Origin of the sequence: Pseudomonas sp. ACN8 (assembly GCF_002303925.1) — a bacterium.
Classification (GTDB): domain Bacteria; phylum Pseudomonadota; class Gammaproteobacteria; order Pseudomonadales; family Pseudomonadaceae; genus Aquipseudomonas.
This window is the reverse complement of sequence record NZ_MRCS01000044.1, coordinates 1-26260: the sequence shown is the minus strand read 5'-3', so window position 1 is coordinate 26260 and position 26260 is coordinate 1. Positions and strand designations below refer to the sequence as shown.

General features: G+C 53.9%; 23 protein-coding genes. 20 read left to right on the top strand and 3 right to left on the bottom strand.

Annotated features, from left to right (window positions below):
* Positions 1-45: 45 nt before the first annotated feature.
* The 3 genes from BSF44_RS22415 to BSF44_RS22405 are packed head-to-tail and all read left to right on the top strand — an operon-like array spanning position 46 to position 2422.
* Positions 46-798, top strand: coding sequence for a 5-oxoprolinase subunit PxpA (locus tag BSF44_RS22415; RefSeq protein ID WP_095945356.1), 753 nt, complete (start codon positions 46-48; stop codon positions 796-798).
* Entirely contained in the window at positions 795-1499 is a 705-nt protein-coding gene (locus tag BSF44_RS22410) for an allophanate hydrolase subunit 1 (protein ID WP_095945355.1), read from the top strand. The genes BSF44_RS22415 and BSF44_RS22410 overlap by 4 nt, the downstream gene beginning before the upstream one ends.
* On the top strand, positions 1496-2422 hold the full coding sequence (locus BSF44_RS22405; RefSeq protein WP_095945354.1) for a biotin-dependent carboxyltransferase family protein: 927 nt from the start codon (positions 1496-1498) through the stop codon (positions 2420-2422). Before BSF44_RS22410 ends, BSF44_RS22405 begins: the two co-directional genes overlap by 4 nt.
* Positions 2423-2523: 101 nt before the next feature.
* Here the strand turns inward: BSF44_RS22405 and BSF44_RS22400 are convergent, their stop codons facing one another.
* Positions 2524-3702, bottom strand: coding sequence for a VWA domain-containing protein (locus tag BSF44_RS22400; RefSeq protein ID WP_046043874.1), 1179 nt, complete (start codon positions 3700-3702; stop codon positions 2524-2526).
* 12 nt (positions 3703-3714) lie between these two features.
* Positions 3715-4560 (bottom strand): MoxR family ATPase, encoded by an 846-nt coding sequence (locus tag BSF44_RS22395; protein ID WP_007984829.1) that lies wholly within the window; start codon positions 4558-4560, stop codon positions 3715-3717.
* Between the two features lie 205 nt (positions 4561-4765).
* Here BSF44_RS22395 and BSF44_RS22390 point away from each other — a divergent pair, with 205 nt between their 5' ends.
* Together BSF44_RS22390 and BSF44_RS22385 are read left to right on the top strand one after the other, a co-directional pair.
* Entirely contained in the window at positions 4766-4996 is a 231-nt protein-coding gene (locus tag BSF44_RS22390; protein ID WP_095945383.1) for a DUF4160 domain-containing protein, read from the top strand.
* On the top strand, positions 4984-5484 hold the full coding sequence (locus BSF44_RS22385) for a DUF2442 domain-containing protein (protein ID WP_095945353.1): 501 nt from the start codon (positions 4984-4986) through the stop codon (positions 5482-5484). Before BSF44_RS22390 ends, BSF44_RS22385 begins: the two co-directional genes overlap by 13 nt.
* Here BSF44_RS22385 and BSF44_RS22380 read toward each other — a convergent pair.
* Positions 5481-6557 (bottom strand): DUF748 domain-containing protein, encoded by a 1077-nt coding sequence (locus BSF44_RS22380; RefSeq protein WP_095945352.1) that lies wholly within the window; start codon positions 6555-6557, stop codon positions 5481-5483. The genes BSF44_RS22385 and BSF44_RS22380 overlap by 4 nt on opposite strands.
* 130 nt (positions 6558-6687) lie before the next feature.
* Between BSF44_RS22380 and cysK the strand changes: the two genes are divergently transcribed.
* From cysK to BSF44_RS22305, 15 genes are all read left to right on the top strand, one after another.
* Entirely contained in the window at positions 6688-7662 is a 975-nt protein-coding gene (gene cysK / locus BSF44_RS22375) for a cysteine synthase A (RefSeq protein WP_095945351.1), read from the top strand.
* Between the two features lie 264 nt (positions 7663-7926).
* Positions 7927-8865 carry an aspartyl/asparaginyl beta-hydroxylase domain-containing protein gene (locus BSF44_RS22370; RefSeq protein ID WP_095945350.1) on the top strand — a complete coding sequence of 313 codons (939 nt, stop codon included), beginning with the start codon at positions 7927-7929 and terminating at the stop codon, positions 8863-8865.
* Between the two features lie 485 nt (positions 8866-9350).
* Complete coding sequence (locus BSF44_RS22365; RefSeq protein ID WP_172435384.1) at positions 9351-10334, top strand: glycosyltransferase family 2 protein; 984 nt, start codon at positions 9351-9353, stop codon at positions 10332-10334.
* 4 nt (positions 10335-10338) lie between these two features.
* Positions 10339-11409: a dTDP-glucose 4,6-dehydratase gene (rfbB, locus tag BSF44_RS22360; RefSeq protein ID WP_095945349.1), complete on the top strand. Its 1071-nt coding sequence runs from the start codon at positions 10339-10341 to the stop codon at positions 11407-11409.
* Complete coding sequence (gene rfbD, locus BSF44_RS22355; RefSeq protein WP_095945348.1) at positions 11406-12302, top strand: dTDP-4-dehydrorhamnose reductase; 897 nt, start codon at positions 11406-11408, stop codon at positions 12300-12302. The genes rfbB and rfbD overlap by 4 nt, the downstream gene beginning before the upstream one ends.
* 2 nt (positions 12303-12304) lie before the next feature.
* A complete protein-coding gene (gene rfbA / locus BSF44_RS22350) occupies positions 12305-13192 on the top strand; it encodes a glucose-1-phosphate thymidylyltransferase RfbA (protein WP_095945347.1) in 888 nt (295 codons plus the stop codon).
* Positions 13189-13734: a dTDP-4-dehydrorhamnose 3,5-epimerase gene (gene rfbC, locus BSF44_RS22345; protein ID WP_095945346.1), complete on the top strand. Its 546-nt coding sequence runs from the start codon at positions 13189-13191 to the stop codon at positions 13732-13734. The genes rfbA and rfbC overlap by 4 nt, the downstream gene beginning before the upstream one ends.
* Positions 13734-14555 (top strand): ABC transporter permease, encoded by an 822-nt coding sequence (locus BSF44_RS22340; RefSeq protein WP_095945345.1) that lies wholly within the window; start codon positions 13734-13736, stop codon positions 14553-14555. Before rfbC ends, BSF44_RS22340 begins: the two co-directional genes overlap by 1 nt.
* A gap of 52 nt (positions 14556-14607) precedes the next feature.
* Positions 14608-15936, top strand: a complete 1329-nt coding sequence (locus BSF44_RS22335; RefSeq protein ID WP_172435385.1) for an ABC transporter ATP-binding protein — start codon at positions 14608-14610, stop codon at positions 15934-15936.
* A complete protein-coding gene (locus tag BSF44_RS22330) occupies positions 15929-20083 on the top strand; it encodes a glycosyltransferase (protein WP_095945343.1) in 4155 nt (1384 codons plus the stop codon). Before BSF44_RS22335 ends, BSF44_RS22330 begins: the two co-directional genes overlap by 8 nt.
* Before the next feature lie 313 nt (positions 20084-20396).
* On the top strand, positions 20397-21314 hold the full coding sequence (locus BSF44_RS22325) for a GDP-mannose 4,6-dehydratase (protein ID WP_095945342.1): 918 nt from the start codon (positions 20397-20399) through the stop codon (positions 21312-21314).
* The gene (gene gmd, locus BSF44_RS22320) at positions 21307-22278 is read left to right on the top strand and encodes a GDP-mannose 4,6-dehydratase (RefSeq protein WP_095945341.1); all 972 of its coding nucleotides are present in this window, start codon (positions 21307-21309) and stop codon (positions 22276-22278) included. The genes BSF44_RS22325 and gmd overlap by 8 nt, the downstream gene beginning before the upstream one ends.
* A 5-nt stretch (positions 22279-22283) precedes the next feature.
* Complete coding sequence (locus BSF44_RS22315; RefSeq protein ID WP_095945340.1) at positions 22284-23723, top strand: mannose-1-phosphate guanylyltransferase/mannose-6-phosphate isomerase; 1440 nt, start codon at positions 22284-22286, stop codon at positions 23721-23723.
* A 163-nt stretch (positions 23724-23886) separates the two neighbouring features.
* A complete protein-coding gene (locus tag BSF44_RS22310) occupies positions 23887-24291 on the top strand; it encodes a hypothetical protein (RefSeq protein ID WP_095945339.1) in 405 nt (134 codons plus the stop codon).
* Between the two features lie 326 nt (positions 24292-24617).
* Positions 24618-25952, top strand: a complete 1335-nt coding sequence (locus tag BSF44_RS22305; RefSeq protein WP_095945338.1) for a sulfotransferase — start codon at positions 24618-24620, stop codon at positions 25950-25952.
* Positions 25953-26260 lie beyond the last annotated feature (308 nt).

Sequence of the window (26260 nt, the reverse complement as noted above, 5' to 3'; positions counted from 1 at the left end):
TATGTCCCGCAGCTGAAAAGAATAAAGCCTACAGGAGTGTTCAGCGTGAGCCGCCTGCTATTGAACTGCGACATCGGCGAGAGTTTCGGCAGCTGGACCATGGGTCTGGACGCGGAAATCATGCCCTTCATCGATTGCGCCAACATCGCCTGCGGTTTCCACGCCGGCGACCCGAGCATCATGCGCAAGACCGTCAGCCTGGCCCTCGGCCACGGTGTGCAAGTTGGCGCGCATCCGGCCTATCAGGACCTGGTGGGGTTCGGCCGTCGTTCCATGGTCTATGCCACCCAGGAGCTTCAAGACATCCTGCATTACCAGATCGGCGCCCTCGACGGCATCTGCCGAGCCCAGGGTGGACGGGTCAGTTACGTCAAACCCCATGGCGCGATGTACAACGACATGATGGCCAACCCGGCGCAGCTGCGTGCGGTGCTGCAAGCGGTAGCGTCCTATGACCGCAACCTGCCGTTGATGTTGATGGCCACCCGCGACAACAGCGTCGCCCAACAACTGGGCGATGAATACGGCGTGACCCTGTGGTTCGAAGCCTTCGCCGACCGCGCCTACGACAGCGTCGGCAGACTGGTGTCGCGACAACTGCCGGGGGCGGTTCATCACGATCCGGAAAAGATCATCGAGCAGGCGCTGACCATCGCCCGTGGCGATCCGCTCACCGCCAGCGACGGCAGCGCCCTGCATTTGCAGGCCAACACCTTGTGCGTGCACGGCGACAACGCCAGCTCGGTCGCTGCCGTGCAACGCATCCGTGAAGCCTTGAACCGGCAGAGCGCGTCATGAAGCCGCGGGTAGAAGTGGTGGCGCTGGATTGCCTGATGGTGCGCCTGTTCGATGAAATCGCCGAAACCAACATGCCGTGGATGCTGGCAGCCAGTGAAAGTCTGCGCACGGCGTTCGCCGGGCATCTGATCGATCTGGTGCCGTCCTACACAACGTTGATGGTGCATTACGACCTGACCGCGTTGAGTCCGAACCAGGCCCGGGAACTGATCGCCGAAGCCTTGATCGACCTGACGCCCAACGCGCGCACTCGTGGCACCTGCCATGTGTTGCCGGTGTGGTACGACTTGAGCGTCGGCCCGGAATTGAGCCTGTTGTCGCAGCGCAGCGGGCTGCCGGTAGAGGAGGTGATCCGTCGCCACAGCGCGCATGAATATCAAGTGTTCGCGCTGGGTTTTGCCCCGGGCTTCGCCTTCATGGGGCTGGTGGAAGAGGTGCTCGCCGCGCCGCGCCTGAGCACGCCACGCAAGAAAGTCGCCGCCGGCAGTGTCGGCATCGCCGAACGGCAGACGGCGGCCTATCCGGTGGTGTCGCCGGGTGGCTGGAATTTGATCGGCCGCACGCCGGCCAAATTGTTCGATCGCAACCGTGACGGCTACAGCCTGATGCAACCCGGTGACACGGTACGGTTCGAAGCGGTCGGCCATGCCGAATTCATTAACCTGGGCGGTGACGACACGCCACTGGAGGCCCTGGCATGAGCCGTCTGATGATTGAAGTGAGTACGGCGCTGTGCCTGTTGCAGGATGCCGGTCGATTCGGCGTGCGGCATCTGGGCGTGACCCAGGGTGGAGCGGCCGATTGGCGTTCGATGGCCTGGGGTAACTGGCTGTTGGGCAACGGACTGGATGCGCCGGTAGTCGAAATCACCCTCGGCGGGTTCACTGTCGTTGCCGAGGAAGACTGCGTGCTGGCCCTGGCTGGAGCGGATCTGGGCGCGCAGGTGGACGGCGAAGTGCTGGCCCCGTGGCGCAGTTTCAGGTTACACAAAGGCCAGCGTTTGCAATTCACCCGCCCGTTGCTCGGCGCCCGGGCCTATCTGGCGGCGCCGGGCGGGTTTGATGCACCGAAAGTGCTGGGCAGCAGCGCGACGGTAGTCCGTGAAGAGCTCGGCGGCCTGGACGGAATGGGCCATGCGCTGGGCAAAGGCGCGACCTTGAACTACTCGGGGAATTCGCTGGTATTACTGCGGGAGTTGCCGAGCCGATGGGTGCCGGATTTCACTCGCGAGCCATTGCTGGATCTGGTGCTTGGTGCGCAGATCGGCGAGTTCAGCGGGCAGAGCCTGTTCGATGCGTTCAACAGCGTGTGGAGCCTCGACAGTCGTGCCGACCGGATGGGCATTCGCCTGTTGGGTACGGCGCTGCAGTACCAGGGCAAACCGATGATTTCCGAAGGCATTCCGTTGGGGGCGGTCCAGGTGCCGCCCGACGGGCAGCCGATTGTGCTGCTCAATGATCGGCAGACCATTGGTGGATATCCGCGATTGGGAGCGTTGACGCCATTGGCGCTGGCGCGGCTGGCGCAGTGTTTGCCGGGGGCGCGGGTGCGGTTGCGGCCGGTGGTGCAGGAAGTGGCGCACCGCGAGCAAATCGAGTATTTGCGCCGCTTCAACAACAGCTAAAAAGCATCGCGAGCAGGCTCGCTCACAGGGATCTTATGCACGACAAAGATCCAATGTGGGAGCGAGCCTGCTCGCGATGGCGTCAGACCAGACAATAAAAGTTATTTGGAAAGAAACCGCATCCCTTCTTCCAACCCGCGAAGAGTCAGCGGATACATCTGGTCCTCGATCAAATCCCGCACGATGTTGGTCGACGAGGTATAGCCCCAGGTGTCCTTCGGATATGGGTTGATCCAGATGAGCTTCTTGTACTTCTCCTTGAATCGCTGCATCCAGACGTAACCGGCTTCTTCGTTCCAGTGCTCGACGCTGCCGCCCGCCTGGGTGATTTCGTAGGGCGCCATGGCGGCGTCGCCGATGAAGATCACTTTGTAGTCGGCGCCGTACTTGTGCAGCAGGTCCATGGTCGAAGTGCGCTCGGAGGTGCGGCGCATGTTGTTCTTCCATACCGATTCATAAATGAAGTTGTGGAAGTAGAAGTACTCCAGATGCTTGAACTCGGTCTTGCAGGCCGAGAACAATTCCTCGCAAATCTTCACGTGGGCGTCCATCGAGCCGCCGATGTCGAACAGCAACAACAGCTTGACGGTGTTGCGCCGCTCCGGCCGCATCTGGATGTTCAGCAGGCCGGCATCCTTGGCGGTGTGGTCGATGGTGCCATCGATGTCCAGTTCTTCCGCCGCACCCTGACGGGCAAACTTGCGCAAGCGCCGCAGGGCGACCTTGATGTTGCGCGTGCCCAGCTCGACGGAATCGTCGAGGTTCTTGTACTCGCGCTGGTCCCAGACCTTGGCGGCCTTGCCCTGGCGCTTGCCGGCATCGCCAACCCGAATGCCTTCCGGGTTGAAACCGCCGGAGCCGAACGGGCTGGTGCCCCCGGTGCCGATCCACTTGTTGCCACCGGCATGGCGTTCCTTCTGTTCTTCGAGGCGTTTCTTGAACTCTTCGATCAGCTTGTCCAGGCCACCGAGGGACTGGATCGCCGCCCGTTCTTCATCGGTCAGCGAGCGCTCGAACTCCTTGCGCAGCCAGTCTTCGGGGATCAGCGCCTGCAGGTGATCGTCGAGCTTTTCCAGACCGTTGAAGTAAGCACCGAACGCTCGGTCGAACTTGTCGAAATGCTTTTCGTCCTTCACCAGGATCGTCCGGGACAGGTAATAGAACTCGTCCATGTCGGCGAACGTCACGCGCTGTTTCAGCGCGTTGATCAGGTCCAGCAGTTCACGCACCGAGACCGGTACCTTGGCTGCGCGCATTTCATTGAACAGGTTGAGCAGCATGGCATCAGCCTCTTAGCGGGTGCCGCGACGGCTCATGAACGCCAGTCGCTCCAGCAGTTGCACGTCCTGTTCGTTTTTCACCAGCGCACCGGCCAGAGGCGGGATGGCCTTGGTCGGATCGCGCTCGCGCAGCACCGCTTCGCCGATATTGTCGGCCATCAGCAGCTTCAGCCAGTCCACCAGCTCGGAGGTCGAAGGCTTCTTCTTCAGGCCCGGCACCTTGCGCACGTCGAAGAACACGTCCAGCGCTTCGCTGACCAGATCTTTCTTGATGTCCGGGTAGTGCACGTCGACGATCCGCTGCATTGTCACGCGGTCGGGGAAGGCGATGTAGTGGAAGAAGCAGCGGCGCAGGAAGGCGTCCGGCAGCTCCTTTTCGTTGTTGGAGGTAATAATGATGATCGGGCGCTTCTTGGCCTTGATGGTCTCGTCGATCTCGTAAACGTAGAACTCCATCTTGTCGAGTTCTTGCAGCAGGTCGTTGGGGAATTCGATGTCGGCCTTGTCGATCTCGTCGATCAGCAGGATGACCCGCTCTTCGGATTCGAAGGCTTCCCAGAGCTTGCCCTTTTTCAGGTAGTTGCGAACGTCGTGGACCTTTTCCGTGCCAAGCTGCGAATCGCGCAGGCGGCTGACCGCGTCGTACTCGTACAGGCCCTGGTGGGCCTTGGTGGTGGATTTGATGTGCCAGGTGATCAGCTTGGCGCCAAAGGATTCGGCCAGTTGCTCGGCGAGCATGGTCTTGCCGGTGCCCGGTTCGCCCTTGACCAGCAACGGCCGCTCCAGGGTGATGGCGGCGTTGACCGCCAGCTTCAGGTCATCGGTGGCGACGTAGGCCTGGGTGCCTTCGAACTTCATCTGCTAATCCTCGAACGGTAACGCCGACCTGAAGGAGGCAGGGCGGGGGCGCAATAAAATGGTCAGCCCCGACTATAACGCGGTGCCCGGTCGACTGTGAACGCAGACGGCTTATTCAGTCTCTGAATGGGGCGTCACATCTTGACTCAGTCTCGGTTGCTGGCCAGTATAGAGATATCGCCATTTTGGCGATAGCATGCCGGGCATGTCTACAAAACACCGATTTCGAGATACATACCGCATTCAGTTGCGCGAAAAAAATCATCCACCGCCACATGTTCATCTGACGGGTGGCGGACTGGACGTCATGTTGAGCCTGGAAACTGTCGAAGTGATGATGGGCAAGGCACCGCCGCTGATTCTCAGGGAAGCTCTGGAGTGGGTCAGAGCTCACCAGACTCAATTGCTGGAGGATTGGAAACGATGCTACCCATGAAACGACCACGGCTATCGGCAGTGCAAGCGTTGTCGGATCATCGTTTGGCGCTGACATTTATCGATGGCCAGCAACTGATACTCGATTTGAGCCGCGACCTGCAGGCCTATCCAGGCCTGCAACCTTTGCAGGGAGTCGCTTTTGAGTATGCAACGTTGGGTGACGATGGCTGGAGTGTCGAATGGCCTGAACTCGATATCCAGATTGGTGCAGACACTCTCTACCTGGATGCCTTGGCGCAAAATGCAGCCGACGAGAACACCCGAATCTTTATCGATTGGCGTGCTCGCACCGGGTTACCGCTTAATCAGGCGGCTGAAGCGCTGGGGGTCAGTACCCGCAGTATCACCCGATACAGCAGTGGTCGCGAAGCGGTGCCGCGATCGTTAGCCCTGGCCTGTCTGGGTTGGGATTTCCTGCAACAGCAATCGAATTCGCCCCGTGCGGCAGAAGACACTGGCCGGTATATCGTCACGCGCAAAAATTAGCCTGCATCCGGCTGGGGCTGTTCATACCGCGCATTGAACGCCTGGATGAATCCATTGCGTAAAATCTGCAAAAAAGCCTGGAATGCGCTGACATCTTGCTGATGTACATTGCCCTTGAGTTCGACCCGTGTCGCAAACTGGTTTTTGCCCTGGTTTTTCAAGAGGGTCTCGGTACCGCCGACGAGAGCTTCCCAAATCGAGCGGAACAGTCCTTTGTCCTTGTTTTCCACATCCTGCTGCCAGTTGAACACATCAACATCGCGTAGCAGTGGCTTGATGTAGCCGGTCAGTCGCCCCTTGCTGGCCGAGGCTTCGATCACCACGTCGCCATGGCCTGCATTGAAGTCGAACTTGCCGTAGGCCGCGGCGAAGTCGTTCAAGCGCTTGAGCTCGATATCCGTGGTGCGCAAGCGAAACTCGAAGTCTTCGAAGTCGCTCAATGGATCGAAAGTGGCCGTGGTTTCCAGTGGCGCGTGCCCCAGCAGCAGCGCTTTGCCTTCGAAGCGCGCATCACGCTTGCCTTTGGTGTCGACTATGTTGGTCAGGTTGTGGATGTTGGCATCCACTTTTGTGGCATTCATGTTCACGGGTGGTTTGGAATTGAAGTTGCGAAAACTGATCTTGCCGTCGCTGATCCGCACTTCGTTCAGGGTAATGGGCAGCAACTTGCCTAATTGAGCACGCCAGTCGGTGCCTTCGCCGGTCTGGGAATTTTGCTTGTTGGCCCCGCCGTCGACGAAATTGACCTCGGGATTGATGAACTGCACCTTGGCCACCACCGCATGGTCGTACCAGAGCGAACGCCAACTGACCGAGAGGTCGACCAGCGGCGCGTTGACGAAAGGCACTGGCACCTTGCCGTCGATCTTGACGATTTTCAGTCCGTTGATTTTGTAGGCGCCGCGCCAAAGGGCCAGGTCCACGTCGGTGATCTGGCCGCGGTAGTCACCCATGTTCGCCAGCCGCTCATTGAGGTAGTCGCGCACCAGATAGGGCAAGGCGATGTGGAGCGTTATCAGCAACATAACGAGGCCGATGAGGGTCCCCAGGGGCCAGCTGTATCGACGTTTCATGGCGGCAAATCTCTGGCGATCTAAAGCCATTGACTGCACTGATAAGCGGACGTTCGACCTGACTGGACGCCTGCGGGCAAGAGGGCTTACCTTGATGCCCTATTTCAATGCTGTCGTTAAGGACCCAGCCATGAGCCGCATTTTCGTTGACAACGCCCACTCCATCGGCAACACGCCGCTGGTGCAGATCAATCGCATTGCGCCGCGTGGTGTGACCATCCTGGCCAAGATCGAAGGGCGCAACCCGGGTTACTCGGTCAAGTGCCGGATCGGCGCGAACATGATCTGGGATGCCGAGGGCAGTGGCAAACTCAAACCGGGCATGACCATCGTCGAACCCACCTCCGGCAATACCGGCATCGGCCTGGCCTTTGTGGCCGCCGCCCGTGGCTACAAACTGATGCTGACCATGCCGGCGTCCATGAGTATCGAGCGCCGCAAGGTGCTCAAGGCTCTGGGGGCCGAACTGGTGTTGACCGAGCCGGCCAAAGGCATGAAGGGCGCCATCGAGAAAGCCGGTGAAATCGTTGCCGGCGACCCGTCGAAGTACTTCATGCCGGCGCAATTCGACAACCCGGCCAACCCGGCCATCCACGAAAAAACCACCGGCCCGGAAATCTGGAACGATACCGACGGCGCGGTCGACGTACTGGTGGCAGGCGTCGGAACCGGTGGAACCATCACCGGCGTTTCGCGGTATATCAAGAATACCCAGGGCAAACCGATACTCTCGGTGGCGGTGGAACCGGTGGTGTCGCCGGTGATCACCCAGGCCCTGGCCGGTGAGGAAATCAAGCCAAGCCCGCACAAGATCCAGGGTATCGGTGCCGGTTTTGTGCCGAAGAACCTCGATTTGTCGATCGTCGACCGGGTGGAACTGGTCAGTGACGAAGAGTCCAAGGCCATGGCCTTGCGCTTGATGCAGGAAGAAGGAATCTTGTGCGGGATTTCCTGTGGCGCCGCCATGGCGGTAGCCGTAAGACTGGCCGAGACCCCGGAAATGCAGGGCAAGACCATCGTCGTGATTCTGCCGGACTCCGGTGAACGTTACCTGTCGAGCATGCTGTTCAGTGATCTGTTTACCGAGCAGGAGAATCAGCAGTAAGCGCTGAACATTGGCGGGTCGTGGCTGGTGGTGACGGTTGAGGCGTTGTCGCTGGTTGCGATCCATTGATCTGGTCCGGCTGATGATGGATTTTCATCAGTCAGCGTTCAGGCACCTTATGTTAATGAGTGCTTTGTTGCACATTCATTAACAAAGAATGTTGAAAAGTGCAGGTTTTCACCGGGGCAGTAGTCTTTATCGTGCTGGCAGCCACGTCGGGCAATGGACGTGGTGCGGTGTCGTTTATCTTCAAAGGAGTTGTTGATGACCTTATCGGTTGCCGCGAAGGCCTCGTTGTTGTTGGTGTTTCTCGGTAGCACTCTCTATGTGCATTTGCGCGGCAAGGCGCGTCTGCCGGTTTTGCGCCAGTTCGTTAACCATTCGGCACTGTTCGCCCCCTATAACGCTTTGATGTACCTGTTTTCCGGTGTGCCTTCGAAACCGTATCTGGATCGCAGCAAGTTCCCGGAACTGGATGTGCTCAAGGACAACTGGGAGGTGATTCGCGACGAAGCGATGCACTTGTTCGACGAGGGGTATATCCGCGCGGCGGCAAAGAACAACGACGCCGGTTTTGGCTCGTTCTTCAAGAAGGGCTGGAAGCGTTTCTATCTCAAGTGGTATGACAAACCGCTGCCTTCCGCCGAAGCCTTGTGCCCGAAGACCGTGGAACTGGTCAACGGCATTCCCAGCGTCAAAGGCGCCATGTTCGCGCTGCTGCCGGGCGGCAGCCACCTCAACCCGCATCGTGATCCGTTTGGCGGTTCCCTGCGTTATCACTTGGGCCTCTCCACCTCCAATTCCGATAATTGCCGCATCTTTGTCGACGGTCAGGTTTACGCCTGGCGCGATGGTGAAGACGTGATGTTCGACGAGACCTACGTGCACTGGGTCAAGAATGAAACGCCAAAGACCCGTGTCATCCTGTTCTGCGATATCGAACGTCCGCTGAGCAATCGCTTCATGACCCGCATCAATCGCAGTGTCAGCGCCTGGCTGGGCCGCGCCACTGCCCCTCAGAACCTGGACGACGAACGTGTGGGCGGCATCAACCAGGTCTACGCCTGGAGCAAGAACTCCAGCGATAAATTCAGTGGCGTGGTCAAGCAGTGGAAACGTCTTCACCCCAAGGCATATCGCGCTTTGCGGCCGGTTTTGGCCGCAGCGGTATCTGGATTGCTTGTCTATTGGTTGTTTGTCTGAGCTGTCCCGCCGGATAGGAAAAAAGACCGCCGAACGGCGATCTTTCTTTCGGTAATGTGGGAACTTTGTTACAGCTTTGTAGTACGATTCGTCCCCGTAAACGCCCTGAGACCACAGTGGTAGTCCTGTGTCGGATTTATGTCGTCTCAGGCTTCACTGGTGTTGTTGGCCTCCATTTTGCTTTAAAATTTGAGTTCGTTTTACATGGAGTTTGTACGCAAGATGTTCGAACCCTCACCTAATTCAGGCTGAAAGCCAAGAAGGATGTGCTCAAGAACGCAGTCCCAGCCCAGTGGAGATACCGCTGATGGCCGGGTGGCAGTGTTGCTTGGGATGTTGTGTGGGAATTCGGATGTGCAGTTCTGACTCCGCTTGCGCTGTCTGAATAATCAAGCTCTGAAAACGATTCGAATCCTTATCGTGTTGATTTTAATAAAGAAGTACTAATTGACATTACACCTGTCATGTACACGGAAGGAGATTTTGTGGGTATCTTGGGATCCAGCTTTCTTCATTCTTGCGCCGGTACCACGTTGAGTGATTGCCGAACTGAAAAAGTCGCAATACTGATGTGTTCCTACAATGGAGAATCGTTTTTAGCCCAGCAGCTTGAGTCATTTCAGCAGCAGTCTCATTGTGACTGGACTGTCTATGTCTCGGACGATGGCTCCCAGGACCGGACGCTGGACATCCTTCAAGCCACGACGGACCAGTGGGGGGCGGGGCGTCTCCAGGTTATCGAGGGGCCTGGTCGAGGCTTCGTCGCAAACTTCCTTTCGCTCACTTGTCGGACAGACATTCACGCAGACTTCTATGCGTGGGCTGATCAGGACGATATCTGGAAGCAAGAAAAACTCGAGAAGGCAATAGCCTGGCTGAAGTCAGCCCCGGAAGGTGTGCCGGCCCTTTACTGTGGGCGTACCGAACTGATTTGCGAATCAGGTTTTTCTTTTGGCTACTCTCCCAAATTTGCTCTTGCGCCGCACTTTTCCAATGCGCTCGTGCAAAATATCGGGGGCGGCAACACAATGGTTTTTAACCAGGCCGCACGCGCGTTGCTGCAAGAGGCAGGCGACAATCTGAATGTACCTTCGCATGACTGGTGGGCGTATCAGTTGATTTCCGGTGCGGGTGGCGCTGTCCACTATGACCCTGTACCAACGGTGCTATACCGTCAGCACAATGAAAACGTGGTAGGGACCAACTCCAGTTGGCTGGCACGCCTCAAGCGCTTGCGCATGGCGTTCAGGGGTCTTTTTTACGAATGGAATACTCAAAATATTCATGCTTTGGAATCTATGCGTCATCGATTGAGCCAAGAGCATCGGGTGAAGCTTGATCAATTCAAGGCAGCGCGTAGCAAACCACTTTTACCAAGGATTCTGGGTTTCAAGCGTGCCGGTCTGTACCGGCAGACGGTCGCTGGAAACCTGGGGCTGATCCTCGCAACTTTACTGAAAAAGATCTAAATCAATGACTATCTTAGTAACTGGCGGTGCAGGTTTCATCGGTGCGAACTTCGTATTGGACTGGCTGGCTCAGTCTGATGAGACTGTGGTCAATCTGGACAAGCTGACCTATGCAGGCAACCTGGATAACCTCAGCAGCCTGGCCGGTAACGAGCGGCACGTATTTGTGCGTGGTGATATCGGTGACAGCGCCCTGGTGGCCCGCCTGCTGGAAGAGCATCAACCTCGCGCAATCCTGAACTTCGCCGCCGAGTCGCATGTTGATCGCTCCATTCACGGTCCGGAAGACTTCATTGAGACCAACATCGTTGGTACGTTCCGCTTGCTGGAAGCCGTGCGCGCTTACTGGAAGGGCCTGGCATCCGATGCGCAGCAGTCGTTTCGCTTCCTGCATGTGTCTACCGACGAAGTCTATGGCTCGCTGGCCAAGGATGAAGCCGCGTTCAGCGAAAGCCACCAGTACGAGCCGAACAGCCCTTACTCGGCCAGCAAGGCCGCCAGTGATCATCTGGTACGTGCCTACCATCACACCTATGGCCTGCCGGTACTGACGACGAACTGCTCGAACAACTACGGGCCGTATCACTTCCCGGAAAAACTCATTCCGCTGATGATCGTCAACGCACTGGCCGGCAAGGCATTGCCTGTCTACGGTGATGGCCAGCAGATTCGTGACTGGCTGTATGTCAAAGACCACTGCAGCGCCATTCGTCGCGTGCTGGAAGCCGGCATCGTGGGTGAGGTCTATAACGTGGGCGGCTGGAACGAAAAGCCGAACCTGGACATCGTGCATACGGTCTGCGCCTTGCTAGACGAGATGCGTCCACGCGCCGACGGTCAGCCTTACAACGCTCAAATCACCTACGTGACCGATCGTCCCGGGCATGACCGCCGTTATGCCATCGACGCTCGCAAGCTTGAGCGCGAACTGGGCTGGAAACCGGCAGAAACCTTTGAAACCGGCATCCGTAAAACCGTCCAGTGGTACCTGGATAACCAGGATTGGGTCAGCAATATCCAGTCCGGTGCTTATCTTCAGTGGGTGGAGAAAAACTACGCCGGACGTACTGCATGAAAATTCTATTGCTCGGTAAAAACGGCCAGGTCGGGTGGGAGTTGCAACGCAGTCTTGCCCCGCTAGGTGAGTTGCTCGCACTGGACTCCCGCAGCCCGGATTACTGTGGCGATCTGAATGACCTGGCGGGGCTCGCCGCCACCGTACAGCGCTTTGCGCCCGACGTTATTGTCAATGCCGCGGCGTATACCGCTGTCGACAAGGCTGAAAGCGAATCGCAGCAGGCGCATCGGGTGAATGCCGAAGCGCCGGCAGTGCTGGCCCGGGAAGCGTTGGCTCTGAATGCCTTGCTGGTGCATTACTCCACGGACTATGTATTCGCCGGCGACGGTGAAACCCCTTGGCAGGAAAGTGATCCGGTCGCACCGTTGAGTGTCTATGGCTCCAGCAAACTCGCGGGCGAGCAGGCGATTCAGGCCAGTGGCTGCGCGCACCTGATTTTCCGTACCAGTTGGGTGTATGCCGCACGAGGCAACAACTTCGCCAAGACCATGCTGCGCCTGGCCCGTGAGCGCGAGAACTTGAACGTCATCGACGATCAGTTCGGTGCACCGACCGGGGCGGAGCTGTTGGCCGACGTCACTGCCCATGCTGTGCGCAGCACCCTCGCAAGCCCGGAACTGAGCGGGCTCTACCATCTTGCGTCCTCAGGTGAAACCACCTGGTGCCGCTATGCGCGCTTTGTGCTTGAACGAGCCGAGTTGGCAGGCGTGGACTTGAAAGTCTCCCCGACGCAGGTCGGAGCGATTGGTACTGAAGCATACCCAACGCCAGCAAAACGTCCGTACAACTCCCGCCTCGATACCCATAAACTGCGAAACGCCTTCGCGCTGAGCCTGCCTGATTGGCAAGTCGGTGTGGCACGGATGCTTACAGAAATTCTAGAGAAGTGAATATGTTCAATCGTAAAGGAATCATCCTGGCCGGCGGCTCGGGAACTCGACTGCACCCTGCAACATTGTCCATCTCCAAGCAGTTGCTGCCGGTATACGACAAGCCGATGATCTACTACCCGCTGAGCACCCTGATGCTGGCCGGTATCCGCGATATCCTGATCATTTCCACGCCGCAAGACACCCCGCGCTTCGAGCAACTGCTAGGGGATGGCGCCCGTTGGGGCTTGAACATTTCCTATGCGGTGCAGGCGTCGCCGGATGGTCTGGCACAGGCATTCATCATTGGCGAGGATTTCATCGGTAACGATCCGTGCGCCTTGGTGCTGGGCGACAACATCTATCACGGCCATCATTTCAACGAACTGTTGCAGAGCGCCATGGAGCGCGTCGATGGGGCCAGTGTTTTTGCCTACCACGTCAACGACCCGGAACGTTACGGGGTGGTGGAGTTCGATGCTCAAGGCAAGGCGATCAGCCTGGAAGAGAAACCGCTCCAGCCAAAGTCGAACTACGCCGTGACCGGTCTGTACTTCTACGACAAGCAAGTTGTCGAGATTGCCAAAAGCATCAAGCCGTCGCCTCGTGGCGAACTGGAAATTACTGACCTTAACCGCATTTATCTTGAGCAAGGCAACCTGTCCGTGGAAATCATGGGCCGCGGTTACGCCTGGCTGGATACGGGCACCCACGACTCGCTCCTGGAGGCCAGTCACTTCATTGCCACACTTGAGCATCGCCAGGGTCTCAAAGTCGCCTGCCCGGAAGAGATTGCCTTCCGCCAGAAGTGGATCGATGCCGAACAGCTTGAAAAACTCGCTGCTCCGCTTTCGAAAAACGGCTATGGCCAATATCTCAAGCGTCTCCTGCAGGAGACGATTTTCAGATGAAAGCCACACCGTTAGCCATCTCCGATGTTGTGTTGTTCGAACCTAAAGTGTTTGGTGACCCGCGCGGGTTCTTCTTTGAAAGTTTCAATCAGCGCGCTTTTGAAGAGGTAGTGGGGCGTTCCGTTCATTTCGTACAGGACAATCACTCTCGCTCAACCAGGGGCGTATTACGCGGCCTGCACTATCAGGTACAACAGCCCCAGGGGAAACTCGTTCGCGTCGTCCAGGGCGAAGTGTTTGATGTGGCCGTTGATATTCGTCGTGACTCCGCGACATTCGGGCAGTGGGTCGGCGCTTATTTGTCAGCGGAAAACAACCATCAGCTATGGGTGCCCGAAGGTTTCGCCCATGGATTTGTCGTGCTCTCGGACACCGCGGAATTCCTTTACAAGACCACGGACTTCTACGCGCCATCCCATGAGCGGTGCATACGCTGGGATGACCCGGCACTGGGTATCGATTGGCCGATAAATGAGCCTCCGGCACTGTCGGCGAAAGATGCACAAGGCGCTTTGTTGGCGCAGGCTGAGGTGTTTGGTTAATGCAACATTTTTCGACTTCTCCGATCGAAATGGTTGCCAGTTTCTGGCGTAACCGCGCACTGATTGCCGCGCTCACCAAGCGAGAAATATTGGGTCGTTACCGGGGCTCCAGTCTTGGTTTGTTTTGGTCGTTGTTTAACCCGATATTAATGCTTGGGGTTTACACCTTCGTATTCAGCGTTGTCTTCAATGCAAGATGGGGAGGGCACGAAGAGGGGTCTAAAACAGAATATGCCTTGGTGTTGTTTGCCGGTCTAATTGTTTTTAACGTGTTCTCGGAGTGCGTCGGGCGTGCCCCAAGCTTGATACTGTCGAACGTGAACTATGTGAAAAAAGTTGTTTTCCCATTAGAGGTTCTTCCTTGGGTATCGATGGGCGCCGCACTGTTTCATAGTTTAATTAGTATTGTCGTGTGGCTGGTGTTTTATTCCGTGTTCTTCGGCGTACCTCATTCAACTGCGTTGTTTCTGCCTTTTGTCATGTTGCCCTTATTAATGTTTTCAATGGGGATCTCTTGGGCTCTGGCTTCGCTGGGAGTGTATTTGCGTGATATTACGCAAGTCATCGGTGTCGTGATTACAATGCTGATGTTTCTCTCAGGAATATTTTATTCCGTTTCGTCATTGCCTGCCGAATACCAACAAATCATGCAGATGAATCCACTTGTTCCAATTATTGAGCAAGCAAGGGCTGTGTTGATTTGGGGGGAATGGCCGAATTACCTGGTATTGCTGGGCTATTCTGCTGGCGCATTGACCTTTTCATGGCTTGGCTTTGCCTGGTTCCAGAAAACGCGAAAGGGATTTGCCGATGTCCTCTGAAGAGAAAATGCAGGCCGGCGTCAGTCCTGATGAAATAGCGCTGATTCCCGCTTTGAGTAGTCAGGTAGCCATTCGGGTAAGCAACCTGAGCAAGTGCTTTCAAATATATGAAAAGCCCAGCGACAGACTGTTGCAGATGTTAGCCCGTGGCTTCAAGAAATATTATCGTGAATTCTGGGCTTTGAAGGACGTTTCGTTCGAGGTCAGAAAGGGCGAGACCGTGGGTATCGTCGGTCGTAATGGCAGTGGCAAATCAACGCTGTTACAAATGATTTGCGGCACATTGAATCCCAGCGGTGGGGATATCAAGGTCGACGGTCGGATCGCAGCGCTTTTGGAGCTTGGTTCCGGTTTTAATCCCGAGTTTACCGGGCGTGAAAATGTTTATATGAACGCCGCTGTACTCGGTCTCACAAAAAAAGAAATCGACGCCCGTTACGCAGAAATCGAAGCGTTTGCCGATATAGGCCAGTTTATCGATCAGCCCGTAAAAACATACTCCAGCGGTATGTCGGTTCGATTGGCGTTTGCCGTGGCGATAAACTCGGATCCTGAAGTGCTCGTCGTTGATGAGGCCCTGTCGGTAGGCGATGAATTGTTTCAGCGTAAGTGCTTTTCGCGGATTGAAAGTATCAAGGCCAAAGGCACGACCATTTTGTTTGTGTCGCACTCTGGCAATATTGTCGTGGAGCTTTGCGATAGAGCAATTCTGATGGATGCTGGAGAATTGCTGTTGGTGGGCGAGCCAAAAGAGATTATCGGTAAATATCAGCAATTGCTCTATGCGCCACAGGAAAAGCGGGCTGAAATTCGTTCTGATATCGCGCTGGCTGCAGTTGTTCCTGTAATGGGTGTCGATACGGCTTTGCCGGTACCAGTGAAAGAAGCTGAAGACTATTTCGATGCTGGATTGAAGTCCGATTGCATGATCGAAACGGACTCACAAGGTGCCCACATTCAGAATCCAGGGATAAAGACGCTGGACGGTCGTCCGGTCAATACGCTGGTGCGTGGTCGAAAGTACAAATATAGCTATCAAGTGCATTTTTCCCAGTCAGCGACGTTGGTCAGATTTGGTACGGTAATAAAGACAAAGTCAGGTTTTCCACTAGGCGGTGTTTTGTCGGTGCCTTCGCAAGATCTAACCATTCCCTATGTCAGCGCCGGTACAGTAATTGACGTGGAGTTTGAGTTTAATTGTATCTTGAGTTCGGGAGTGTACTTTTTTAATGCCGGAACATTTGGTGCGCTCGGGCAGGATGAAACCGTATTGCATCGGTTGATCGATGCCGTGGCATTTCGCGTGCTGCCGATAAAGCAGGACATAGTGACGGAAATCATTGATTTTGGCTTTTCTCCTAGGGTTTTGATAAATGATTAACTTTTTCTCGGGGCTTCTGGTTTCCAGCCCTAACGAAGGCGGTTTGTTTTTAGTCAATGAAAATAAAGTTCATAAGCTGGATGGCACTAGTGCGACAGGCTTGGGACGTGCTTCCAGGCACTTTGTAAGAGGACTGCAACCTGCCACTTTGTTGATTCACGGCGAGCAGACACTTGAGGTAACCGAGTCGACTGTAAAGTTTCATGATATTCACGATGCGCTTATTGTCGATGATCATATCTATATCGTTGCCACGACCGGGAACGAAATTGTCAAGTTGAACCTTGAAGGCGAAGAAGAGCAGCGTTGGGTCTTCCCAGGTGAGGATGACTCGCTGCATATAAACTGTCTCGCTGTATGGGGCGGCGCAGTTGTATTTTCTGCGTTCGGAAAATTCGCCGAACATCGCGGCTACAAAGGCCATACCCGGAACTCGGGCTACGTACGAGATTTGAATACAGGGAAGCATTTGATCGCAGGGCTTTCACAGCCCCACAGTCTCACTGCGTTTGGTGAGAACCTTCTGATCGCTAACTCTGAAGAGCAAGGGCTTTGCGAATATTCTCCGGCAGGTGAATTGCTCCGTTCCAGGGCGCTGGGAGGATATGCACGAGGTATATGCGTCAGCGAAAAGTATATTTATGTCGGTCTAAGCAAGTCGAGAAATATCAGTACGAACGGTGTCGAAACGGCAACGCTCCTCTGCCTGGATGTTCACTCGTGGGAGGAGTTGGATCGTATACAGGTTCCTAGCGCCGAGATTTACTCAGTTGAACTGATCTCCGATCAGGCCGAGTTATTGAACCTCGTTGCTAAAATTTCGAGTAGTACTGCATCAAGGTACTCAGCCACGATAACTCAGCAGGCAAACCAGATTGGTGACCTCAGCCAGATCCTCGGCGAAAAGGAACGGAACGTCGAGGGACTAGGTAGAATAGTCGCTGAGCGCGAAAAACATATTGAAATACTGAAAGAATCGGTACTGGCTTCCGAAAATCAAATACACCACCTTGGCCACTCCGTTGGCGAGCGCGACCAACTCTTGAATGAGCGAGAGGCGCAGATTCGGACGATCGAGGCTTTGGTACTGGAGCGCGATGCGAAAGTTATTCAACTGAATCAGCTCGTCGAAAGCCGGGAAGCCGAACTGTCGGATCAGGGCGAGATGTTGAAGCAACGCGATAGCAAGATTGCGGAGTTCAATGAGGCGCTACTCAAGCGTGATCTGCAAATTGCGAGCCTTGATAAAAGTCTATTTGACCTGAGTGCAGTCAGAGGTGAAGAGCAGGAACGACTAAGGGGCCTTGAGCACCTGTTGCTCGAGAAGGAAAACCAGATTGCGAGTCTTGATCAGAATCTGGTCGAGCGTGATATCAAGCTGACGGCGCTCAATCAGGCATTGAGCGATGCGCAGGAAAAACTGGCGGAACTTGATGAGTTACTGCTCCAGCAAGATCGGCAAATTGCTAGTCTGGATAGCGCAAGAGACAATAATCTGTCTGAGTCGTGTGAAGCTCTGATTGAAGAGCAATTGAAGCTCAAGACGCTCGAAAAACTATTACTTGAGCATGAAGAGCACACTGTGAGCCTTATTCAAGCGTTGGCTGAACAAACTGAGCATCTTTCTACTTCAAATGAGGCTCGCTCGGTGCATGATGCCCAAGTCGCCAACCTGAATAACCAGGTTTCTGCGAGTGCTGAAAAAATTGCGTACCTCGAACGCAGCGTAGCCGATTACGATAAGAGACTGCTTGATCTGAATATGAAAGTGGTCGACCACGAAGCTCAAAAGGAAGAGGTCGTTCGTCGCGGACAGTGGGCACTCAGGTTGACCGAAGAGCTAAAAGAAGCTCGGGAACGAATTGCAGAACTGGAAGGTAGTAGTTCTTGGCGTTTGACTATGCCTCTTCGCGAAATTAGCCGTTGGGTGTTTTCACCGATCAAACAGACCAAACGCTACATCAAACTTTTGCTCAGGAACGCTAAGTGTGTATATCAGAAATTGCCGTTTAGCCCAAAAGCCAAGGCGTCACATAGAAATTTATTGATTAATAAATTTCCGTCCGTAGTTGCGGCGGCAGATGTTCAGGTTGGATACAAGCAGCCCTCGGTCGATCCTTCGACATTGAATGAAGAATTCGCCGAATGTGCAGAGGATACGTTCGGCGAAATAAGCATCGAGACCTCGTTGCAACCGCTCGTCTCTATCATTGTACCTATCTACGGTAAGTGTGATTACACGCTGCGCTGCCTGGCTTCTGTGGCTGAAAACACCACTGGAATTCCTTTTGAAGTCATCGTTGTCGACGATTGCTCGCCGGATAACTCCGTTGAGCTGCTTAAGGCAGTAAACGGAATTCGCCTGGTTTGCAACGAAGTCAATCAGGGCTTCATTCGCTCTTGCAATAATGGTGCACTTGCAGCGAAAGGAAAGTATTTGTGTTTCTTGAACAACGATACAAAAGTGTTGCCTCGCTGGCTCGATGAGCTGCTCAGGACTTTCCAGGAGTTCCCTGGTACCGGACTGGCAGGTTCGAAGCTTATTTACCCAGATGGTACTCTGCAAGAAGCCGGTGGGATAATCTGGCAAGATGGCAGTGCGTGGAATTTTGGTAGAAATCAGAATCCGGACTTGCCTGTCTATAACTATGCGCGCGAAGTTGATTACTGCTCAGGGGCTTCGATTCTAGTCCCGAAAGATCTATTCGAAGAGTTGGGCGGTTTTGATGAACATTATTTGCCAGCCTATTGTGAGGATGCCGATCTGGCTCTGAAGATCAGGGATCGGGGCTATCGTGTTATCTATCAACCGCTTTCAGTCGTAGTGCATTATGAGGGTGTGACTTCGGGGCGGGATGAAACCCAGGGAGCCAAGTCCTATCAGGTTGTGAACATGCAAAAAATGTTCGCTCGCTGGAAGGAACGTCTGCAGACATATCAAAAGAACGGGCAAAACCTTGATCTTGCAAAGGATCGTATGGCCACTCGACGGGTTTTGATTCTGGATCACTGCACCCCAACGCCCAATGAAGATGCTGGTTCAGTATTGGCTTTCAATACGTTCTTGCTGCTGCGTGAAATGGGCTTCCAAGTAACGTTTATTCCGGAAGATAATTTTCTGTATATGCCGGGCTACACTGAAGCTCTGCAACGAGTAGGCATCGAAGTGCTTTACAGGCCTTATGTCAAGACGGTTGAAGAGCATTTGCTGGAAGCCAAGGATCGTTATGATCTTGTTTACCTGTTGCGCCCTAAAGTAGTTGAGCGAAATCTGGAACTGGTTCGCAAGCACTGCCCCCGCGCCAAGGTCTTGTATCATACGGTAGACCTGCATTTCCTGAGAATGGAGCGCGAGGCCAAGTTGCTGGATGATCCGGCAAAGGCCAGTGCAGCTAAAGACATGAAGGAAGTGGAGTTCTCGGCAATCAAGGGCGCGGATGCTGCAATTGTGGTCAGCACAAATGAACTAGAATTATTGCGCCCTCAACTGCCGAATGAAAAAATCCATTTGTTCCCTTTGATCATGGACGTCACAGGTACTGAAGTAGGCTACAAGGCTAGACGAGACATCCTGTTTGTTGGCGGTTACCAGCACACTCCAAACGTCGATGCCGTTCAGTATTTTGTTGCCGAAGTCATGCCGTTTTTGCGAGAGCGATTGCCAGGTGTGCGCTTCTACGCGGTTGGCAGTAAGCCGCCGGCAGAAATTTTGGCGCTCGAAAGTGAAGACGTAGTCATCACCGGTTTTGTCGAAGACTTGCCACCACTGCTGGACAAGATGCGGGTGTCCGTCGCGCCTCTGCGCTACGGTGCCGGTATCAAGGGCAAAATCGGTACATCAATGGCTCACGGTTTGCCAGTTGTAGCTACATCGTTGGCGGCAGAGGGAATGTTGCTGACGGCCGATAAAAATATTCTTGTGGCCGACGATGCTGAAGCTTTCGCCGAAGCGATTGTGCGGGTTTATGAAAGTGAATCGCTTTGGAATGAGTTGAGCGAGTCGGGGCAACGCTTCGCACTGCAGGAATGGGGAGTAGAAGCCGCGTGGGTATCACTAAGCAATATTCTTGATGATATCGGCTTCAGCACAACCCGCTCCCAGTTGCCGCTAAGTTCGTACTCGTTCGCCGAAAAAAACCTGGCATAAAGCAGATCTTGGTACACCTCTTGGTCGATGTTTGAGTTGTTGGAGCTTGACAGCTCAAACATTTAAGCCTAGGGCGAATTCTGTAGGCGTGGCCTGCAGTGAAGTGCGGGTCTATTGGATGGGCGAACTGTTGTTTGGCTTATTGGTGCAGGGTAGGGAATGATGCGTAGTTTAAATTCTATAAGTGTTGCCTATCGGCCAGATATTGATGGCTTGCAAGCAATCGCTGTCTTGTCCGTAGTGCTCTATCATGCGGGGCTTGCATTGTGCCCCGTTCAAAGCGCATGAGGTCACTGAAATTGAAAACTCCAACATGAAAAAACTTTTTGTTACAGGTTTGACCGGCTTTGTCGGCGGGCATCTCCAAGCGCTGTTAGCGACAACTGAAGTTGGATCGTGGCAGGTACTTGCACCTAAGCCTTATAATCTGCTGGATAGTGCTTCGCTGGATGCCTGGCTGCAGGAAGAGTGTCCCGATGCTGTCGTTCACCTGGCCGGACAGACCTTCGTTCCTGAGGCATTTCGTGATCCGCAGCGGACACTGCAGATTAATTTGCTGGGTACGTTGAACTTGCTGCAAGCGCTCAAGCGCCGCGGCTTTTGCGGCACTTTTCTATATGTCAGCTCGGGTGACGTTTATGGTCAGGTCGAGGAAAAGAACCTGCCGATCAGTGAGTGTCTGGCACCACGCCCGCGTAATCCCTATGCCGTGAGCAAGGTTGCTGCCGAACTGCTTTGCCAGCAGTGGAGTTATAGCGAACCTTGGCGAATTGTTATTGCCCGTCCGTTTAATCATATCGGTCCGGGGCAGGGTGAATCTTTCGTTATTCCGAGTATGGCGCGCCAACTGATTCGCGTGCGCCAAGGCTTGCAGCCGGCCCAATTGGAGGTCGGTGATGTTGATGTAACCCGTGACTTTCTCGATGTTCGTGATGTGCTACAGGCCTATCTGGGGTTGTTGGAACATGGACGTAACGGTGAAATTTACAACGTCTGCTCGGGAGTGGAGTGGCGAGTGCGCGATCTGATCATGCAAATGGCTGGTTTGACCGGAGTTGAGGTTGAACTGGTACAGGACGCAAGTCGATTGCGTTTGTCTGAACAGCGCAGAGTCGTTGGCTGTTCAAACAAATTACAAAAAGAAACTGGGTGGAAGCCTGGAGTGTCAATCACGAAAACTCTTCAGAGTGTGCTCTCTGAATGGGAAGCAAGAGAACTAAAAAATGTCTAAATCTGCATTGATTACTGGTGTTACCGGGCAGGACGGCGCTTACCTGGCCAAGATGTTGCTCGAAAAGGGTTACGAGGTTCACGGTCTCGTGGCAAGACGTAGTAGCGATACGCGCTGGCGGCTGCGTGAACTGGGCGTTGAGGATCAGATTCGCTATCATGAAGGCGATCTGGCCGACGCCTGTTCGATTCAGCGCGCCGTAATCAAATCCAAGCCTGATGAAATCTATAACCTTGGTGCTCAGAGCTTTGTCGGTAGCTCTTGGGACCAGCCGGTAACAACGGCTGTTGTAGATGGTCTGGGCGTCACGCATTTGCTTGAAGCCATCCGCCAGTTTTCACCGGAGACGCGTTTTTACCAGGCATCGACCAGCGAGATGTTTGGTTTGATTCAGGCCGAGCGCCAGGACGAGAACACTCCGTTCTATCCGCGTAGCCCCTATGGCGTGGCCAAGCTTTATGGCCACTGGATTACCGTTAACTATCGTGAGAGCTTTGGCCTGCACGCTTCCAGCGGGATCCTGTTCAACCATGAGTCGCCACTGCGCGGCATTGAATTTGTCACCCGAAAGGTTACTGATGCTGTCGCGCGGATCTCGCTGGGCAAGCAGAAAGAACTGCGCTTGGGCAATATCGACGCTAAGCGTGACTGGGGCTTTGCCGGTGATTACGTCGAAGCCATGTGGTTGATGCTGCAACAAGAACAAGCCGACGATTACGTGGTAGCTACCGGTGTAACCACCACAGTACGTGATATGTGCAAACTGGCCTTCGAGCATGTTGGTTTGAACTATCAGGATTATGTTGTCATTGATCCACAATTTTTCCGCCCTGCCGAGGTTGAAGTGTTGTTGGGTAATCCAGGCAAGGCCGAGCAGAAACTTGGCTGGGCGCCAAAAACCAGTTTGAACACTTTGATTCAGATGATGGTTGAAGCTGACCTGCGCCGCGTTGGTAGGGAGTAAGTCCCATGATTATCCCCGTCATTCTTTCCGGTGGCGCCGGCACCCGTTTGTGGCCCGTGTCGCGCGAGGATCATCCGAAACCCTTTATGCGTTTACCGGGTGGTCAGACGCTGCTCGAGAAAACCTACCTGCGCGCCGCCAGTTTGATTGCCGAGGGTGGTGAAATTGTTACGGTGACCAACCGTGAACACTACTTCGAGAGCCGTGATCATTTCACCAGTACCAAGCTTGGCCATCACCAGGCGCGCTTTCTGCTGGAGCCTCAAGGTCGCAATACCGCATCGGCACTTGCCGTGGCTGCTTTGGTACTGGCCGAAGAGCAGGGTGACGATGCGGTAATGGTGGTAATGGCCGCCGATCACCTGATCCATGATTTGCCCGGGTTCAAGGTTGCTACCGAGCAAGCCGTAGCGCTGGCTCGACAAGGCTATCTGGTCACCTACGGAATTCGCCCTACCGCGCCAGAAACCGGCTTTGGTTATATCGAGGCTGGAGAGGGACTGGATGAAAGTGGTGGTTGTCGAGTAGTGCGTTTCGTCGAGAAGCCTGATCAGGTCACTGCGCAAGAGTACCTTGATAGCGGCTGTTTTCTCTGGAACTCGGGGATGTTCTGCTTCACCACCGGGGGGCTGATCAGCCAATTGCAAGAGCATGCGCCTGAGCTGCTCGAGCTGGCCCGTGCTTGTGTCGCGCAAAGCCCGCGTTCGACGGGAGCCAATTCGCAAATGCACGAGTTGCACGCGCAAAGTTTTGCGGCCATGCCTGATATTTCCATCGACTATGCGTTGATGGAACGTTCAGCCAAGGTGGCGGTGGTTCCAGGGATATTCGACTGGAACGACATTGGCTCGTGGACCGCACTTCGCGATCTGGTGGAGTCTGACGCAGAGCAAAACCGTGCTCAATGCGATGCAATCTTTATCGATAGTCGCAACACTTTTGTACAGAGCCAAGGGCGTCTGGTTGCAACTGTCGGTGTAGATAATCTGATCGTGGTGGAGACTGCCGACGCCGTGCTCGTTGCGCATGCCGATCGGGCGCAAGAGGTAAGACAGGTTGCCAAGCGTCTGAAGTTGCAGAACCATCAGGCTTATCGCCTGCATCGTACAGTGTCTCGTCCCTGGGGCACTTATACCGTGCTAGAGGAAGGTCCACGCTTCAAGATCAAGCGCATTGTGGTTAAACCCGGCGCGGCACTGTCACTGCAGATGCATCACCACCGCAGTGAGCACTGGATCGTAGTGCAGGGCATGGCCAAGGTAGTCAATGGCGGCGAAACTCGATTGATCAATACCAATGAGTCGACTTTTATTCCTGCGGGGCACCAACATCGCCTGGAAAATCCTGGCGTTATTGATCTGATGATGATCGAAGTGCAAAGCGGTGAGTATCTGGGTGAAGACGATATTGTGCGTTTCGAAGACCAATACGGACGGGTTCAGTAATGGTGGATGGATTCTTGACTGTTCCTATGGCAACGAATCCGTCAACGCCAACCCGGATGATTTCTCGCTCTCATGGGAAGTGCAAAGCCGGGTAAGCAATTCTGGAAGTGCTCGCAATAGTAAGTTTTATTGAAGTTATTTTAATCAATTAAAGAGGTGATTTGTGCGCGTAAAAGTTCTAGTACTCTCAGTCCTGACATTGGCTTTGGTTGCATGCGGTGGGGATAATGTCCCGAAAAAGACAGAGGTCGCCAGGGCCGAAATAAAAGCGGGCCAGAATTTTGGTATCATCAAAGTGACTCGTGACTCTTCTGTCGAACTGAGCTGTTCTGGCTCTGTTGTCGATGTCGCGTGGGATGCCAATAAGCTGGGTGCCGAGCAAAAAAACGGACTTATACAGATTTGGCTTGAGCCAATAGCCGGAGAGTCGAAACTCTGGGTTGAAGGTGGGATGGTAGGTGAAGCCAAAACTGGCAAATGGGTGAACCCTGGGTTTAAGATTGTTGCTAAATTGAAGAAAGATAATTCAATTGTGGATGAGTTTGTTGTTGCTGGTAAGAAGTGCTAGTTTTGCGGTTTGATCGTTTAGTATGTTTTATGCTTTAGTTTAAAGGCTGCGCCTTTAGGAAATAATCGGCGCAGCTACTGAATTTGATGTTTTGTGTGAGCGATTTTTTGATGGGTGGTGCAAGAAAATAGATAAGAAAAATTAAATTTTAGCTGTTGCGATACCATAAAGAAGTCGCCAGGGAAATTCCATAAGACGCTGTAAGGTGCATTGGTTTTTAACAGGTTTAGTGGCTTCTGGATGTTTGCAGGTTGTACAGAGTGATGTCTCGATTGCTGTTTGTAAGTTTAAAATTTTCCCTGTTTTCAGGGGCTCGGGAGTAGTGAATGAGTGTTCAACCAATATTTGTTATCGGTAGTTATCGCTCCGCAACAAGTCTGATGGGATGGGTGTTGGGGCAGCACTCTAATATCTTTCCTTTGGAAGAAACTCATTATATTTATAAAATGAGTACTGATGCGGCAGCGCAGCATGATCTCGGGACAAAAGGCCTGGCTCGTTCGTTTCTTTTGTCGGCTAACATCTCGCGCAGGTCTTATTGTATTGCGGCCGGGGTCTCCTGCAATGATTTGATCCTCAAGTCGCGTAGCAATATTGTTGAGAATGCTGCACAGCCGCAACATGCGGCGGACGCCTCCGAGTTTGTCAAGTTTTCCACCAGCCCCGACAAGAAGCGCTGGTTGGATGCGACACCAGAAAATGCGCATTTTGTGTACTCGTTGTTACGTATGTTTCCCAATGCAAAATTTATACATATTTTGCGCAATCCGAAGTTGGTGGCGAGCTCTCTGATGAACTTCAGTGGTGTTGGTGCCAATGACTATGAAGAGGAAAATGCCTACAATACCTGGACGCGCCTGGTGACTGCATGCCAACTTGCAGAGAAAGCCTTTGGCACCGACGTAGTAAAGCGAATTTATTATGATGATATTGTTGCAAATCCGGAACAGGTCGTCAGGGAGTGTCTCGAATTTGTTGGTGAAGCCTATCAGGCTGATTGCTTGGGGCCATTTTCGCTGAAGGTGAACTCGTCCAAACATAAGCAGCCAATGGATATTTCCATCGAAGGCAATATTAACGACTCCAGGCTTTATGTAAGAAAAGCTTTCCTACTCTATCAGCAGTTACTGCAAGATAAGGAAATCGCGCCCAGAGGGGATCTGGAAGCGCTGCGTCTATGCAAGTCTCAAGATGCAGATTATATTTTTTCACGGAGTCAAAAGGGTATCGCAGATTACAATGCTAATGTAACCCGCCTATATGCCGAAAATCAGCGGCTGAAAGCTGAAAGTGTACAACTTAAATCTGATTTGATGCGGGCGAGCCTGGAGGTTATTGATTGGGGGCCAAAAGAGATCTATGCAGGGCAACCTTTCAATGCTCAAGCGAATGGGGCTTCAGCCCTTTGGCTTAAGGTTCGTGGCGTTGTAGATGATGTCCAGGTTGAGCTGGGTGGAAATGTATTGCCTGCGGTATTGTCCAAGGACTTCAGTGTAATCACTCTCGAAGTGCTCCCCAGCTTGACCTGTACGCCTTGCAGTATGCCGTTGGTATTAAAAAGTAAAGCAAGTGGCGACATTGTCGGCGGTATTGAGTTATCAATTTTGCCGGTTGCCGAAGATGAGGGCCATGCGTTCGAAAGCCTGGAAGTGGCGACGTGACAAAAGGGTGTTTCATGGGATTCCTCCCATAGAAATTACTGCGCGTTTTTCGTCGACAGTTGCGCCAAGTTTCCAAAGGCGTTTTTAAACCGGATGGAGTAGGTGCCATGGAAGGAAACTACTGATCGAGTCAGGGGGGCTGCCTGCCGTCCCTGACTCGATAATCACTATTGAGCAATGGGCTGCACGGTTATGATTTTATAGTTTCTACGACTTTTGCAATCGTTTCTCTAATCGTCATTCCGTCTGAGCCCACCTCAACCTCTGCCGCAAGCGGCGCCTCATAAGGACTCCCCACCCCCGACAAA